The sequence below is a fragment of the Litchfieldia alkalitelluris genome, assembly GCF_002019645.1.
GTDB classification, from domain to species: domain Bacteria; phylum Bacillota; class Bacilli; order Bacillales; family Bacillaceae_L; genus Litchfieldia; species Litchfieldia alkalitelluris.
Genome location: NZ_KV917374.1, coordinates 946,535 through 962,086 on the forward strand (window position 1 = coordinate 946,535; position 15,552 = coordinate 962,086).

The window sequence follows — 15,552 nt, forward strand, 5'->3', positions numbered from 1 at the left end:
GCTATATGATGAGGAAAAATAAGTTTCCATTCTTTGTGCTATTTATCATTCACACAAGTATTATTTTATTTACTCTTTATAAAAAGAAGGATGAGCAGCGTGAGTTATCTATTTTGTTATTTATTAACGTAGGATTAGCGTATATTTTTGAATACATTGTATTCAACGTCTTACGAGCATATCGTTATAAACCTAGAGTTATGAAAAACAAATATATTGATAATACGTTCGGTGCTCTCTTATCACAAGCAATTATCATACCATTTACAGCTGTATTTTTAACTGCTTTTAAGTTTGGAAAAAAAGGGAAGATCTTTTTTTCACTCTACTTTCTCATCGTAGAATGTATTTTTGTGAAGCTAGGGGTATTTACTAGACACTGGTGGAAGACCTATTTAACACCTATTTTAGTATTCCTTTATTTCCTCATATCTGATTATTCATATAAAAAGATAAAGGAAAGAAATCGATTTATTCTTTCGGTATCGCTCTTCTTTTGTATAAATGTAATGGTTGTTAATGGACTCTACTTCCTTGCTGCATTTGGGAGGTTTAAGATTGAATTGGGAAAGTGGTCATCCTGGAGGGAGCACTTTATTATTGCTCCTTTATATGGGATTATCTTAAGTTTATTTGCGACGTGGCAAATCCAAAAAAGGGGCTTCTTACCCCAAATAAATATCCTTCTTTTTGCTAATTTAATGGATTGGGTATTACGGGAGCTTGACGTTGTGAAGCTAAGTTTAAAGGGAAAATATGACCTAATCATACACCATCTTGCAGTGAGCATTTTAATTTCGCGTTTAAAAGCTTTAATTTATAAACAAATTTGAAAAAACTTCACTCCAGTCATAGTTTTAGGAGTGAAGTTTTTAGACGTTTATGAAGAAATTTTAACGTAGACAACGCTCGTCATATGCATTTTGCCGATAGGCGAGGTAAAAGCTTCGTTATTCTATATGTTGATTTTTCGCGTAGGTATAGGAACTAATAGGCGGAAAAATTCCGGCTATTCTATCTAGTAACGGTTTAGGAAGCAATATAAGCGGAGAAATTCCGGTTAACTCCTTTAAAATATGACTAAATCTACAAATATAGTTCATATAAGCGGAAAAACTCCCGTTATATTTAGGGAAATGTTGATATTTCCCAATTTAAGCGGAATTTTTCTGTTTAAGTTCAACCACAATGAGGTGATCTACCTACCTTTGGTTTGTACTTCCTACCACTCCACTTATGTTTTCGTGTAAGAAGTGTGGTGGAGAATTGTATCCTTTAATATTAAGGAGTAAATGGCTTAGAGTACAATTAGCGGATTTTCAATAAACAAAAGTGTACCGGGATTTGCCCGTTTTTTTTAACGTCTTGGTAAACTCATTCGATCTGTTGCAGAAGGTGGTTGCTCTAGCCATCCTCGATCGATCATAATGTTTGCGCCATCTTCGCCATACTTGGTTACTTCGGCAGTAAGACGTGTATAACTGAGACCGATATCTCTTCTAGGACTTGACCCAAGACTTGTTCCATAATGACTAGTACTGGCAGCTGTCAATGCAGTAATATGGAACATCATTAGTTTGTCTGAAAAGGGAGATTGTGTTGATTCAGTAGGTGCAGTATCCCAAGTCATTGGAGTCGGTAGGTCAGATTCTTTTAAAATAGAGCTGAAAACTTCAATATGTTTCGCAGCAATTTTCACTCCTCTTTCAACATAGGCTCTTACCTCAGCTTCTTTAGCACATTGACTAAACCCCATTAATAAAGATCGCCCTAACTGGTTTCTTTCAATATTAAAGTAAAGGTTCATGATTTCGATGGATGTGAGGGGACGATTTTTCCCAAACCAACCTGTAAGAAAGCTTTGTTTAGTTACAAAATCAACTCTGTTTGGGAGATTGATTTGTGGTGGTCGTAAAAACAGGCCCTTTGAAAGTAGAACATCACTTGATTTATTAAATAAGTTAGCTGAATTGGTCACACATTCAGTAAAAAATTCCCGTATATCCTTTCTTGCACAAGTTGCGAGAGATAAGGAATAACCATTTCCGCCAATTTTCGCCATATTTTGGATATAAAATAGATAAAAGGTATCTGTATATAACCGGGGGGCATTAAGATTAACATCGAGCTTCGTAAAACCAGTAGGCTTTGGAAAATTTTCTTGCTTGAAGAAAGCCTTAATTTTGTCTACTTGATTTCTTGATATCGTAATTGCCTCTTCGAGAACTGTTCTAACTTCAGGATCTTCAGCATTTTCTTTAAAATGAAGAAGTGTACACAAGCCAAGAGTATTATTCAAATAAGCATTCCATAAATGCGCCATTTCCGAAGTAGAAAACATCGGTTTATTTCCGTTGGTCAAACTATCACTCCTAATAAATCATTTTGATTATAGTGTATCCAATTGTTGTAAGATTTTATTAAACACAAAAACCCCGAAAACATTCGGGGCCTTCAAATTAAGTTTAATAAAGTCTCATCATTTAGGAATCGAAACAAAAACGGTTGTTCCTTTACCTACATGTGAAGAAATTGTTGCATCTCCACCGACGCCTCTAGCACGCTCTTCTATGCTAAATAAACCAACGCCTTTACTATCACTTGTTCTAATGAAACCTGTACCTTTGTCTATCACCGTTATTTCTACAGACTGAGAATCTTCTTTTTCAACTAAACTGACACGTGCCTCAGATACATCTGCGTATTTTCCGATATTTGTAAGAGCTTCTTGGATAATACGGTAAATTGTGGTTTCTTTTTGAATATCGAGACGTTTTCTGACATTTGTATCAAACGTGACATGGATGCCATAGTGTTGGGAGTAATTATCAATATATTTGCGTATGGCAGGAACGACTCCAAGATCATCCAATACGGAAGGGCGCATCTCCCATGCAAGACCACGAACTTCTTCAATCACATGAACTACCTCTTGACGTAGATGCTGAAGAGGCTCAGACTCATGTTGCTCACTAATCATTCGATCCATTTGTATTAATAGAGAATATAGGCTTTGCCCAATTCCATCGTGAAGTTCACGCGAAAAACGTTTGCGTTCTTCTTCTTGAATGACAATCACCTTATTCATCATTTCCTTTAATTCTTCTTCCACACTTTTAAGCTTCGTTACTTCATTACGAACAGCGAGGTATTGGTATGGCCTGCCATGTTCATCTAAAAAAGGGACGATCGTGGTGTTAACCCAATAGTAAGAGCCATCCTTCGCGCGGTTCTTAATTTCACCGCGCCAGACCTCGCCTCTTGAGATGGTGTTCCATAATTCCTTCATAAACTCTTTAGGGTGATGGCCGGAGTTGATGATTCGATGATCACGACCAATTAGCTCTTCATAGGGATATTTAGAAATTTCACAGAACTTATTATTCACGTATTGAATTTTTCCTTTTTTATCTGTAACCGCAACAATGGAAGATTCATCTAGGGCGAATTTTAAATCTGTAAGCTGCTCAAGGGAGTGTTTCAACTCTGTTTTAAATTCAGTTTCTTCAATATGTTGGTCCAAGTTTGAAAGTAATGCCGTAATGTTAGGTCCGACATTATTGGATAGCTGCTCTAAACGATCCTTTTTATTCAAAGTTAAGCAACCCTTTCTTCATTGCATATTTCACTAGTTCAGGTCGTGATTTTATACCTAGTTTCTCCATTAAATTACTTTTATGTGATTCAACTGTTTTTACACTGATGACAAGGTGCTGGGCAATTTCTTTATTAGAGTAGCCTTTTGCAATCCATTCTAGGATCTCCTTTTCTCGGTCTGAAAGGGTGTCGAAGGAGCTTGATGGCTCACCATTTTTTAACCGATCCATATATTCACTCATCAAACGTCTAGTTGCATTGGGGTTTAGGTAAGCATTACCTGATGCAACAGAAGTAATGGCTGAAATAAGCTCCTCATGGGGAGCGCTTTTTAATAGATATCCAGAAGCACCAGCATGAATGGCGCGGAATAAGTATTCTTCATCGTCATGCATCGTTAAAATTAAAATCGCAATCGAAGGCATTAATTCTTTTAATTCCTTTGTTGCAGTAAGTCCGTCTTTACCATGTGGCATACTTAAGTCCATTAAGACCACATCTGGTTTAAGGTCTTGCGCTTTTTTGATCGCTTCATCTCCATCTGCTGCTTCAGCGATCACTTCCATGTCATTTTTTCCATTTAAAAGCATCATCAATCCTGATCTAACAACAACATGATCATCAACGACCATTAGTTTTATCATGGTTTCACTCCTCAGTCGACCATATCACTACCCGTGTGATATTCGTCACTTCCTACATTAATAATAGTAAAAAAAAAGAATCCTATCAATAAGGATTCACTTCAGGTTATTAATTAACCGTATGTTTCTGCCTTCAGCCCCTACAAGGAAAGAAAAAATGCCACTTTACTTCGTTTATCGTTAGCAATAATTTTTCAATAAAGAGCCTTTATTAACTAGTTTGAGGAAGCAAACCGATGCTTCCGGCAAATTCCGTAATAACCTGGATCTCAGCTACTGTATACGTTTTATTATAACGGGAGCCAACTAACAATACACCAGTAGTTATTCCAGCATTTCGTACGGGAACAGCTACTGCCGCTTGTAAATTCTCAGCCAACATAATGGGATATTGCAAGCGTCGACTTGCTATGTCAGCTATCGAACTATCAAGTACCATTGTTCGATCTGCTCTGATTGCCAAACCAGCCAGACCCTTTCCTGGTCTGCCCTGCATTTTTTTGTACCGGTTATTCAAATTACCAGACACAAACTTCCATTGAATGATGAACGAGTCTTTATTAAGACAAGCAAACGCGGAAAAATCACTTGATGTCTTAAAACGTATCTCATTTAATAGTTCATTTATATAAACAATTGATTTCTCCATGATCTTCTCTCCTTGGCTAGGACCTTTCATAACTCCTCTGCCCTAAGGGTTACCTTCTATGCTCAATTGTAATCCTTTTTATTCGAAAAGTAATTCAGGGAATTCCCCTAAAGTTTTTCTCGGATTTTATATAAAATACCGTGTTTATTACGATTTCGTTGCATTTATATGAACAGACATAGGAAAATCCCCTTTTTAAAATGGGGGAAATGGATAGTCACATTTCAGGTATTCTCCTGATTACACAAATTAGTCACAACCGATATGATTAAGGTACAAAGTTTTACAAAGGGGATGACAGAAATGACAATGGTTATTCAAAGTCAATTTAAAACACCTGAATTAACGGATACATTTAATGGAGATATCAGTTCTTTCTTATCTATAGATAATTTTAATAAACTAAAAGAAATTATGCGTCCTAAGCAAGTAAAAGCAGGATCTCACCTTTTTTGGGAAGGTGAGAAAGCAGATAAAATGTATTTTATAAACTCTGGTCAGATTAAACTTCGTACTTCAACAGAAGCGGGTAAGGAATTTCTTCTGGGGATTAAAGAGGAAGGTAGCTTACTTGGAGAGTTTGGCGGTTTTGATGATCATATCACTTATCATTATCGTGCAGAAGTGACTGAGGATGGTCAGGTAAGTGCTATTTATATGAATGATCTAAAAAAACTGCTTTATCAATTCGGTAACTTTGCAGTGGAATTTATGAACTGGCTTGGCTGGATGAATCGAGTAACACAAACAAAGTTAAATGATGTGTTGTTTTATGACAAGTCAGGTACGCTTGCATCTACACTACTAAGAATGAGTCAAAGCTATGGAGTGCAATGCAGTGACGGAATCATTTTAAATATTGAGCTGACTAATAAGGAAATTGCTGATTTTATAGGATCAACAAGAGAAAGTGTCAACCGTTTACTTAATTCTTGGAGAAAAGAAGGAATTATCGAAATGATCAACAAGCAAATTGTAATTAGACGACCTGAGCGATTATATTCCTTGTGTGATAGCGTGTCCTGTTAAAAAATAGTGATGGTAGCCGGAGGTGGCAATGATGAATGTTTTACAAAGTTTAGTGTGGGTTGTTTTACCGTATTCTTCAATTGCAATTTTAATCATGGGGATGATTTGGCAATATAATAGTAGTGAAACATATGAGAAAACCGAGCGTGTTTTTGATTGGCGACTTTTAGTCATTACAGCACAAATCATCATTATTTTTGCAAGTGGAATCTATTCATATGTTGGTTTACAAAGTCAATTTAACGCTTTTGAATGGTTATTCAATCTTATTTTATTAAATCCTAGCTTAGCTCTATTAGAAGCAGCCCCATTTTTACTGAAAATTCACTTGCTAAGTCTTTGCTCGTTTTTTATTATCTTACCATTCACAAAGTATATCAAACTACTTCAACGCCTGTTTGTAAATAAAAGATTAGTAGCTATCCCTGTATTTCTCTTTTTCTTAGGTGGATTATAACACCCCAAGCCTTAGGTCATCCTAAGGCTTTTTGGTCGTTTAACTAGACTAATTTATTAACATGTTATGGTGAATTTTGACTATCAAAATGAATTGTTCACGGACTAACCAAGTCTAATTTTAGGATGCTAATTGGATTCGCACCATGGAGGATGAAAATGTTTACCCACTCAGTGTGGAATAAGTTAAGAACTACTAAACAAATATGAGATATTTCGGTTGCACAACACTTTACTTTTAGGAGAAGCTAACATGTTAGTTATATAGTGTTGCTTGTAATCTTATGGACGGGAATCATACAACGCTTTTGATACCCTTTCTCGGTCTCTTTCCATCAGAAAGGGTATCAGACAGCGTCTTTCGTTCCCTTTCTTTGACTTTTGGCACCAAAAGGGAATCAGACAGCGTCTTTCGTTCCCTTTCTTCGACTTTTGGCATCAAAAGGGAATCAGACAGCGCCTTTCGTTCCCTTTCTTTGACTTTTGGCATCAAAAGGGAATCAGACAGCGTCTTTCGTTCCCTTTCTTCGACTTTTGGCACCAGTAAGGGAATCAGACAGCGTCTTTCGTTCCCTTTCTTCGACTTTTGGCATCAAAAGGGAATCAGACAGCGCCTTTCGTTCCCTTTCTTCGACTTTTGGCACCAAAAGGGAATCAGACAGCGTCTTTCGTTCCCTTTCTTTGACTTTTGGCATCAAAAGGGAATCAGACAGCGTCTTTCGTTCCCTTTCTTTGACTTTTGGCACCAAAAGGGAATCAGACAGCGCCTTTCGTTCCCTTTCTTCGACTTTTGGCACCAAAAGGGAATCAGACAGCGTCTTTCGTTCCCTTTCTTCGACTTTTGGCATCAAAAGGGAATCAGACAGCGTCTTTCGTTCCCTTTCTTCGACTTTTGGCATCAAAAGGGAATCAGACAGCGCCTTTCGTTCCCTTTCTTCGACTTTTGGCATCAAAAGGGAATCAGACAGCGCCTTTCGTTCCCTTTCTTTGACTTTTCGCACCAGTAAGGGAATCAGACAGCGCCTTTCGTTCCCTTTCTTCGACTTTTGGCACCAAAAGGGAATCAGACAGCGTCTTTCGTTCGCTTTCTTCGACTTTTGGCATCAAAAGGGAATCAGACAGCGTCTTTCGTTCCCTTTCTTTGACTATTGGCACCAAAAGGGAATCAAACAGCGCCTTTCGTTCCCTTTCTTTGACTTTTGGCACCAAAAGGGAATCAGACAGCGCCTTTCGTTCCCTTTCTTTGAATTTTGGCATCAAAAGGGAATCAGACAGCGTCTTTCGTTCCCTTTCTTCGACTTTTGGCATCAAAAGGGAATCAGACAGCGCCTTTCGTTCCCTTTCTTCGACTTTTGGCATCAAAAGGGAATCAGACAGCGCCTTTCGTTCCCTTTCTTCGACTTTTGGCATCAAAAGGGAATCAGACAGCGTCTTTCGTTCCCTTTCTTCGACTTTTGGCATCAAAAGGGAATCAGACAGCGTCTTTCGTTCCCTTTCTTCGACTTTTGGCACCAAAAGGGAATCAAACAGCGTCTTTCGTTCCCTTTCTTTGACTTTTGGCATCAAAAGGGAATCAGACAACCTAGTAGGAGCTAAGAACTGCGAGGATGTTCACGAAACCGACCCATGGAAAGCAGGTGGAACGCAGCGAATGCAACTCGCCAACCCAGGTATTTTCAGAGTAGACATCTATGCTAATTAAAATTAGCACCATGGAGTATGAAAAATTATACTTAGCGTAGTGTCTAGCTCCAGGCGCTATCGGCTCTCAGGTCTAAGTCAATCCACCCTAGAAGGTTAAAGAGCAACCTTCAAGCCGGCTTGCCTTATGCCTGTAGCCGATGAACGAGCGCCTTCCGCTTTTCTTTTTTCAGAGTAGACATTATGTTAGAGAAATAACACCACAAAATAAATAGAGTCTAAATGTGACGACCATTCATAAGAAAAATGCTCCAATATCAAAAAAATGTTATATTTGCAAAAAAATGAAAAATTTTGTAAATCAAAATGTAACCTTATAGACAAGGCCTTCGACTATATAGTAGAGGCTAGCTATGCACTTGGAATAAAATAGGTACTTGTCGAAATATTGGAATAACTTTAAAATGAAACCATAAGACGATAAAATCTCTACCCATCCTAAATCATACATATAGAAAAATTCTAAAATAACGAGGGGAAATCAGATGGATGTTACTCAAAGAATTATGGAATTAAAGCAGGCATTTATCGCTTTAAATGAAGATCTTGAGATTATTTATTGTAGTAACGAAACAGAAAAGCTGATTGAAAAGCCTAAGGAAGTCGTTATAGGTAGTTCGCTTTTAGAAGTCATACCTGAGTTCGCATCCTCTTTATGCTTAAAGGAGATCAAAGAAGCAATAAATCAACGAGAATTATTTCAGTTCCAAGAGTACTATCCGATCCTAAATAGGTGGTTAGAAATAAGAGTTTATCCTGGCTTGGTAAGCTCAAATATTTACATAGTTGATGTGACTGATCAAATTATGAATGAAAAGATACTAGATGGTAAAAAAATAATTTTAGAAATGATTTCAAAAGGAAAGCCACTGGATGATGTATTACATAAGGTTGTAGGGTTAATAGAAGAGCTTCTTACGGGTGGGATTTGTTCAGTGCTTTTACAGGATGACACGAGTCAAAAACTAAGAGTGAAGGCTGCACCGAGCCTACCTAGTGAATTTGAGCAAATTGTAAGCGGTATTACGGTTGGGCCAAATTCGAATGGCTGTGGAAAAGCTGCCTATTTTAAAAAGAAAGTTATTATTCAAGATGTCTCAAAAGAGGATTTATCCCCAGAAGTAAGAAGTTTCTTTTTAATTAATGGGATTCATTCTTATTGGAGTACACCTATTATTGATTCAAACGGGAATATTTTAGGAACATTTGCGATTTATTATAACCTGAAGAAGCTGCCAGGTGAATTTGATCTTCAGTTAATTAAATTATCAGCCTATTTGTGTAGCATAGCGATAGAAATCGAGCGTAAGCAACTACAGAAAGTAGCTGAAACTGAATCGAAGTATCATATCATTACAAAAAACATGACAGATCTTATCAAAATCGTAGATAAAAACTATGTGGTCCAATATTGCTCGCCATCTGTAAAGACGGTATTAGGGCATGAGGTGGAAGCGTTAGAGGGTACAATGTCGCTTAATATGATTCATCCGAACGATGTACCAGGAGCAATTTCTGTATTTAATGATGTTACTAAAACTAAAAAAAGTAGAAAGATTGAATACAGAACAAAAAATGCTGCGAATCAGTGGATATGTTTTGAAGCAGTGTTAACCCCTTTATTAAAAGAAGATGGACAAGTTGAACAAGTTATTATTGTATCTAGGGAAATTTCAGAGAGAAAACGTGCAGAGAGGTTGCTAAAGCAAAGAGAGCAGCGTTATAAATCTTTGTTTATGCATAATCCGGATGGCGTTTATTCATTGGATCTTAATGGTCATTTTGTTTCTGTGAATGACCAAGTTAGTGAGATCACAGGATTCTCTCGAGCAGAACTTTTTCAAATGGATAACATCTCGTTTATATCAGAGTCTGACAGAGCAAAGGTTTGTGCTCACTTCTTAAAAGCTGTAAGAGGTGTACCTCAGCATTTCGAAATGAAGGTCATTCAGAAGAGTGGTAACGAGCTGCAATTACAAGTGAAAAATATTCCTATAAAAATAGATGGTGAAATTGTCGGTGTATATGGAATTGCTAAAGATGTGACTGAGCAGATAGAAGCTAGAAGAGATCTTGAAAAATCAGAAATGAAGTTTAGGTCTGTGGTAGAATCAGCTTCTGAAGCAATCATTATAACCGATAGTAAAACAAGAATTCTGTCGTGGAATAAAGCTGCCAAGACTATTTTCGGATATACACAAAGTGAAGCCCTTGGAAAAAGTTTAGATTTTACGTTATCTAAGGAATATATCGAGAAAAATAAAGACATGATTCATTTATTTATGAACAATGATTGGGATCAATTTATAGGAAGACCGATTGAAATAACAGGCTTAACTAAGGAGGGTAACGAAATCCCTCTTGAAGTTTCACTTAATTGTTGGAACACTGATGAAGAAACATATATAAGTGCAATAGTTAGAGATATTAGTGAGCGGAAACGTGTCGAAAGTGCGCTACAAAAAAGTGAAGAAAAGTTCCGCCATCTCATCGAAAATCTTCCTGAAGCAGTTCTAATCTTTAGTAATCAAAAATTAATGTATGTAAATAAAATGGTTTTGCAATTATTTGGTGCCTCATCAAAGAAAGAGTTATATGAACGCCCATTATTAGAGTTTATTGATTCTGAGAGTCACGATCTTATTGATGTTATAAGAGCGACTTTATGTGAGCAATACATTGTGGAAGATTTGGAAGCACGTCTCTTAACGATGTCAGGGGACCCAATTGATGTCCAAATCAATGCGGCTGGGACAACGTATGAGGGGCAAAAAGGAGCGCAGATTATACTGCGGGATATAACAGAATTAAAAAGAAGTAAAGAGCTTTTAATAAATGCTGAAAAAATGACTGCTGCTGGAGAGCTTGCAGCAGGGATTGCACATGAAATAAGAAATCCGCTAACTAGTATTAAAGGCTTTATTCAGCTAGCAAATACGTCAAATGACAATCAAGAGAGATATTACCCGATCATTTTGACGGAGATTGATCGAATTAATACGATTATTAGCGAGCTTTTACTGTTGGCGAAACCGAAAAAAACGGAATTCAAAAAAGTAAGCTTAAAAATTATTCTTCAAGATGTCTTAAATTTATATAGTGCACAGGCAATTCTACATAATATTGAAATCATTAACTCTATTAATCTTGAAGAAACAGAAATTATCGGACACGAAAGTAAGTTAAAACAAGTGTTAATAAATTTATTTAAAAATGCGGTTGAAGCAATGCCATCTGGTGGAACTTTAGAGGTGGATTTAAGAGGAACTACATCAGCATTAATTCTGACTATCCAGGATAATGGTGAAGGAATTCCTAAATCGATTCTTTCTAAAATAGGGCAACCGTTCTTCACTACAAAAGAAAAGGGAACAGGACTTGGCCTTGCAACCTGCTTTAGTATTATTGAAAACCATAAAGGTAGTATGGAAATTGAAAGTGAAGAAAATAAGGGTACAATCATCACGATTACTCTTCCAAGATTAAAAAATTATTAATAGTATTAAATACGCGCCTGTTTTGGCGTTTTTTTTGCACGGAAAATGAAATATGACAAGGCATTTGTGATTGAAACTTTAACATATATCAGTTAAGATGGTCCTAAATTATCTGAAAAAAGTGGAGATGAAAAGATGAGTTCTGTAAATCTAGTTAACGTTCTTAGAGGAAACCATATTGAAAGTTCACATCGTGGACATGTTGCAGTTGTAGATGCAGATGGTAGGCTCTTGTATTATGCAGGAAATCCAGAAAAGGTTGTGTATGCACGTTCGTCAATGAAGCCGATTCAAACGATTCCTGTTGTCGAGACAGGGGCTGCTGATCGCTACGAATTCAAGGATGATGACCTTTCTTTATGCTGTGCATCTCATAATGGAGAAAGCTTCCATACTGATAGAGTGCTAGATATTTTAGCAAGAACTGGTTTGGAAATAGATGCTCTACAATGTGGTACCCATCCACCAAGGTGGGAAGAAACATATAAAAAGCTTATTTTAGCAGGTGAGCAAGTAACTCCTTTATATAATAATTGTTCTGGTAAGCATTCGGGAATGCTAGCAACGGCAAAGCATATGGGAGAGGACATAGATTCTTATTATCTGTTAGACCACCCTGTCCAACAGCGTATTTTAGATGCGGTTAGTGAAATGTGTAATTATCCTAGAGAGCAGATTGAGATTGGTATTGATGGTTGTGGAGTACCGGTTCATGGATTACCATTAAAAAATATTGCTTTAGGTTTTGCGAAAATGGCAAATACCAGTCAACTTAGTGCTTCACGAGCTGAGACATCAAAAAGAATCATCACCGCAATGATGAATGCACCTGAAATGGTAGGTGGAACTGAGCGTTTTTGTAGTGATTTTATGAAGGTAGGTAATGGCAGGTTCTTTGGAAAGGTTGGGGCAGAGGCTGTTTATTGTGTCGGAGATCTTAAGACTGGATTAGGGATCGCAGTTAAGATTGAGGATGGCAATGCACGAGCGGTTTATCCTGCAATTGTACATGTTTTAGCTGAACTTGATTTATTATCGGAGGAGCAGCAGGAGGGATTAGCTAGTTATTATCGGCCTTCGTTAGAGAATGCGCGGAAAGAAAAAATAGGGGAGTTGGTTCCGGATTTTAAGCTTATTAGTATTAACTAGGTTACTCTGAAAATAACTCAGCTAGCGGAGTTCCATTCGCTGCGATCCACTTGCTTTCCGCGGGGCGGGTCCTGGAGCCTCCTCGTCGCTTTTAGCTCCTGTGGGGTCTCCCGAGACCGCTAAATCCCGCAGGAGTCAAGTGGCTCTCCGCTCATTCCACACTAATTTTGTAAAAGATCATTCATAATTCATCTACTGACTGATAAAAAAAGAGCCTATCACTTTTCTATTTGTGATGGGCTCTTTATTGTGTATTTTTGGATTCTGATAATTTATCGAGGAATTTGTCCATTTGCTCTTTCTTTTTTTGCTCATATATTTCTTTGTATTTGTTTGCTTCATCTGTGGAATATCCATGTTTGGTTAGTTCTGTTTTCATTTCCTCATACAATTTAGTAAACTCTGCATCTGTTTCTTTTTCTAGTGCTTTAAACTCGGAATAATAGTTGGTCATCGATAATAATGCTTGAGAATTCATTCCATTTTGTTGATACTCATCAAATGCTTCGACTAAAATCCCCATCATTCTTGAAGATGTGACTTCTTCTAGCTTTGTTAGTTGGGTCAAATATCTACTTTTTATTCTCTCTAAACCGGGCTGAGCAGATGGAGAAGAAGTCTCTGCATCCAGGGAATGGAGTTGATTCAGAACTGCCTGGTTGGGATTATCCTTACGGAGTTGTTCGTTTACAGTTCTAGAAGGTGAGTCTGTAACCAATTTTTCGTTCGATCCAATTGTGAGAAAGGTAATAAGTAATATCATTTCGATTAAAATAATGCCAATAAAAAACTTTTTCAATTTATTTCACCTCCAATATCAACATTGTTGACAGGTGGAGAGAAGTTTAAACAGTGAATAAGGCAAAAGAAAAAGACGAATGATTCATTCGTCTTTATTGGTAGCTGGTTCTTTTTTTATAAATTTTTCAGAATAATTCGTTTCAATAAAATTAATAAAGGGCTCAACAAATTCAGGGTCGAATTGTTCACCGGAGCATCGACGTAGTTCCTGTAAGCCTTCACAGAATGATTTTGTTTTTTGGTATGGACGTTCAGTTGTCATGGCATCAAATGAATCAATGATGCATAAAATTCTAGCGAGTTTTGGGATGTTATCACCTTTTAAACCGTGTGGATAACCTCTTCCATCATATCTTTCATGATGAAGCTCAACTAGTGGAATAAGTAAATCTAATTTCTTATTAGTAGAGATTATTTCTTTACCAAATGTAACATGCTTTTTTACCATTTCCCATTCATCTTGTGTGAGTTTCTCCTTTTTATTAAGGATATCTCTTGGTATTTCTAATTTTCCGATATCATGTATTAAAGCACCTAAAATCAGTGTTTTTTTATCCTTTTCAGACAAGTCCAAATGATTGCTGAAATCTAAGGCGTATTTATACACTCGTTTACTGTGTCGATATGTATAAATATCCTTAGATAGAAAAATCTTAAGTTGTTGATCCGCTTCTTCTAGGGCTACGTCAATGGAAAGTGAATTGTTTTGAATCATGTATTCGGTTTGATCATCAAATACTTGGACAATATTTTTACCTTGTGTCTTAGCTTGGTACATTGCTTGATCTGCTTTGCTTAACAATTCAGAAGAACCGTAAATTTCACTAGAATAAGGAACAATTCCTGCAGAGAATGATAAACAACCATAAGGGAGATTTTCCACACCACTAAAATATGAATCGTTTACTTTTTTTCTTAACGTGTTAAGAAATCTAAAGCCTTCGTCTATAGTGGTATTAGGCATAATAATTGTAAATTCTTCTCCACCATATCTAGATGCAATGAAATTTTCTTTTGAACACTCTGTTTGTAATAATGAACCAAAAAATTTAAGAAGGTTATCACCGTTAATATGTCCATAAAGGTCATTATATTTCTTAAAATCATCTAGGTCTAAGAGGCCAATTACTAAATTGGAATCTGTTTCCTTTGATTCTTTAATTTTTAAGGATAATATTTCTTTAAAATATCCATGATTATTTAGACCTGTTAAAAAGTCTTTTTGGGCTTTCTCAGTCATAGCCTGAAACAGAGAGAAATGTTGATTAAATTCCCAGGATAATAATAAAGCAATGACTATAAAGAGAAATAGTCCAAATATATTTTGTGTATTCATTAAGATACTTAAAATTAACGATAGTATAAGTGTGCTTAAATAGGTTGCAAATGTCTCTTTTGTAAGTCCTTTTAAGACTGATAAAAAATTGTTCTTATACAAAAGCAGGAAGTAACCTCCAATTAAAAAAACATTTATAAAAAAATAGCCAGTTAATGATAAAATATATGGAAGTAAAGATGTAGTATTAATAACGCCAATAGTTCCTCCAGTTAAAATAAAGAGGTAGTAGGCGGTTATTATCATAAATGAATAAATAGAGAAATTAAAGACATGTTTCCACCAAGCAATTTTCCTTTGAAAACAACCGAAAATAATAGAATGTAAGATTAAAATTCCTAATGTAAGCTGTAAACCAAAAAGGAAAATACAGGCAAGATAAACCGTTGAATCCATTGATAGTGAATTCCCTGTTGGTGGTAGGGGAATTGTATAGTGGTTTAATAGGAGAACAGCTCCTACTAATGAAAATATTAATACCCATTCGCTTAACTCGGGTGTATGGAAAGGATTTAAAAATAAATGAAGGAGAATCCCAGATAAAGAAACTCCTATAAGATATATGGTTTCAGGGCGTTTATCAATTTTGTGCATTTCAATCACTCTCAATTTAAAATAGTAGGAGAAGTTAATAAAAACTTCTCCTAGATTATAGCTATTATATTAATTTAAATCCAGAAGTTAATGCAATAA

General features: G+C 36.4%; 14 protein-coding genes. 5 read left to right on the top strand and 9 right to left on the bottom strand.

From position 1 onward, the window contains the following. Positions 1–8: 8 nt before the first annotated feature. Complete coding sequence (locus tag BK579_RS04340) at positions 9–833, top strand: hypothetical protein (protein ID WP_078543780.1); 825 nt, start codon at positions 9–11, stop codon at positions 831–833. A 524-nt stretch (positions 834–1,357) separates the two neighbouring features. Here BK579_RS04340 and BK579_RS04345 read toward each other — a convergent pair. The 4 genes from BK579_RS04345 to BK579_RS04360 form a co-directional block, all read right to left on the bottom strand. Beyond that, a complete protein-coding gene (locus BK579_RS04345) occupies positions 1,358–2,362 on the bottom strand; it encodes a DUF3231 family protein (protein ID WP_235848339.1) in 1,005 nt (334 codons plus the stop codon). A 117-nt stretch (positions 2,363–2,479) separates the two neighbouring features. After that, complete coding sequence (locus BK579_RS04350; protein ID WP_078543782.1) at positions 2,480–3,595, bottom strand: sensor histidine kinase; 1,116 nt, start codon at positions 3,593–3,595, stop codon at positions 2,480–2,482. Continuing rightward, a complete protein-coding gene (locus BK579_RS04355) occupies positions 3,588–4,241 on the bottom strand; it encodes a response regulator transcription factor (protein ID WP_078543784.1) in 654 nt (217 codons plus the stop codon). The genes BK579_RS04350 and BK579_RS04355 overlap by 8 nt, the downstream gene beginning before the upstream one ends. A 211-nt stretch (positions 4,242–4,452) precedes the next feature. Then, positions 4,453–4,920: a GAF domain-containing protein gene (locus BK579_RS04360; RefSeq protein WP_078543786.1), complete on the bottom strand. Its 468-nt coding sequence runs from the start codon at positions 4,918–4,920 to the stop codon at positions 4,453–4,455. A 234-nt stretch (positions 4,921–5,154) separates the two neighbouring features. Here BK579_RS04360 and BK579_RS04365 point away from each other — a divergent pair, with 234 nt between their 5' ends. Next, a complete protein-coding gene (locus BK579_RS04365) occupies positions 5,155–5,919 on the top strand; it encodes a Crp/Fnr family transcriptional regulator (protein ID WP_078543788.1) in 765 nt (254 codons plus the stop codon). A 31-nt stretch (positions 5,920–5,950) separates the two neighbouring features. Beyond that, positions 5,951–6,376 (top strand): respiratory nitrate reductase subunit gamma, encoded by a 426-nt coding sequence (locus BK579_RS04370; protein WP_169891064.1) that lies wholly within the window; start codon positions 5,951–5,953, stop codon positions 6,374–6,376. Positions 6,377–6,670: 294 nt separating this feature from the next. On the opposite strand, the gene BK579_RS26035 is transcribed toward BK579_RS04370, so the two are convergent. The 3 genes from BK579_RS26035 to BK579_RS04385 are packed head-to-tail and all read right to left on the bottom strand — an operon-like array spanning position 6,671 to position 7,938. Continuing rightward, positions 6,671–6,865 (bottom strand): hypothetical protein, encoded by a 195-nt coding sequence (locus tag BK579_RS26035; protein ID WP_078543792.1) that lies wholly within the window; start codon positions 6,863–6,865, stop codon positions 6,671–6,673. Between the two features lie 10 nt (positions 6,866–6,875). Then, entirely contained in the window at positions 6,876–7,325 is a 450-nt protein-coding gene (locus tag BK579_RS04380; protein ID WP_078543794.1) for a hypothetical protein, read from the bottom strand. A gap of 10 nt (positions 7,326–7,335) precedes the next feature. Then, the gene (locus BK579_RS04385; RefSeq protein WP_078543796.1) at positions 7,336–7,938 is read right to left on the bottom strand and encodes a hypothetical protein; all 603 of its coding nucleotides are present in this window, start codon (positions 7,936–7,938) and stop codon (positions 7,336–7,338) included. 623 nt (positions 7,939–8,561) lie between these two features. Between BK579_RS04385 and BK579_RS04390 the strand changes: the two genes are divergently transcribed. Together BK579_RS04390 and BK579_RS04395 are read left to right on the top strand one after the other, a co-directional pair. Continuing rightward, entirely contained in the window at positions 8,562–11,573 is a 3,012-nt protein-coding gene (locus BK579_RS04390) for a PAS domain S-box protein (protein WP_078543798.1), read from the top strand. Positions 11,574–11,708: 135 nt separating this feature from the next. Continuing rightward, entirely contained in the window at positions 11,709–12,722 is a 1,014-nt protein-coding gene (locus tag BK579_RS04395; RefSeq protein ID WP_078543800.1) for an asparaginase, read from the top strand. 244 nt (positions 12,723–12,966) lie between these two features. On the opposite strand, the gene BK579_RS04400 is transcribed toward BK579_RS04395, so the two are convergent. Next, positions 12,967–13,521 (bottom strand): hypothetical protein, encoded by a 555-nt coding sequence (locus BK579_RS04400; RefSeq protein WP_078543801.1) that lies wholly within the window; start codon positions 13,519–13,521, stop codon positions 12,967–12,969. 84 nt (positions 13,522–13,605) lie between these two features. After that, positions 13,606–15,453: a bifunctional diguanylate cyclase/phosphohydrolase gene (locus BK579_RS04405; RefSeq protein WP_078550375.1), complete on the bottom strand. Its 1,848-nt coding sequence runs from the start codon at positions 15,451–15,453 to the stop codon at positions 13,606–13,608. Positions 15,454–15,552 lie beyond the last annotated feature (99 nt).

Coding starts and splice junctions, on each gene's coding strand:
- BK579_RS04340 (WP_078543780.1), top strand. CDS start 9: ATGAGGAAAAATAAGTTTCCATTCTTTGTGCTATTTATCATTCACACA.
- BK579_RS04355 (WP_078543784.1), bottom strand. CDS start 4,241: ATGATAAAACTAATGGTCGTTGATGATCATGTTGTTGTTAGATCAGGA.
- BK579_RS04360 (WP_078543786.1), bottom strand. CDS start 4,920: ATGAAAGGTCCTAGCCAAGGAGAGAAGATCATGGAGAAATCAATTGTT.
- BK579_RS04365 (WP_078543788.1), top strand. CDS start 5,155: ATGATTAAGGTACAAAGTTTTACAAAGGGGATGACAGAAATGACAATG.
- BK579_RS04370 (WP_169891064.1), top strand. CDS start 5,951: ATGAATGTTTTACAAAGTTTAGTGTGGGTTGTTTTACCGTATTCTTCA.
- BK579_RS26035 (WP_078543792.1), bottom strand. CDS start 6,865: ATGCCAAAAGTCAAAGAAAGGGAACGAAAGGCGCTGTCTGATTCCCTT.
- BK579_RS04380 (WP_078543794.1), bottom strand. CDS start 7,325: ATGCCAAAAGTCGAAGAAAGGGAACGAAAGGCGCTGTCTGATTCCCTT.
- BK579_RS04385 (WP_078543796.1), bottom strand. CDS start 7,938: ATGCCAAAAGTCAAAGAAAGGGAACGAAAGACGCTGTTTGATTCCCTT.
- BK579_RS04390 (WP_078543798.1), top strand. CDS start 8,562: ATGGATGTTACTCAAAGAATTATGGAATTAAAGCAGGCATTTATCGCT.
- BK579_RS04395 (WP_078543800.1), top strand. CDS start 11,709: ATGAGTTCTGTAAATCTAGTTAACGTTCTTAGAGGAAACCATATTGAA.
- BK579_RS04405 (WP_078550375.1), bottom strand. CDS start 15,453: ATGCACAAAATTGATAAACGCCCTGAAACCATATATCTTATAGGAGTT.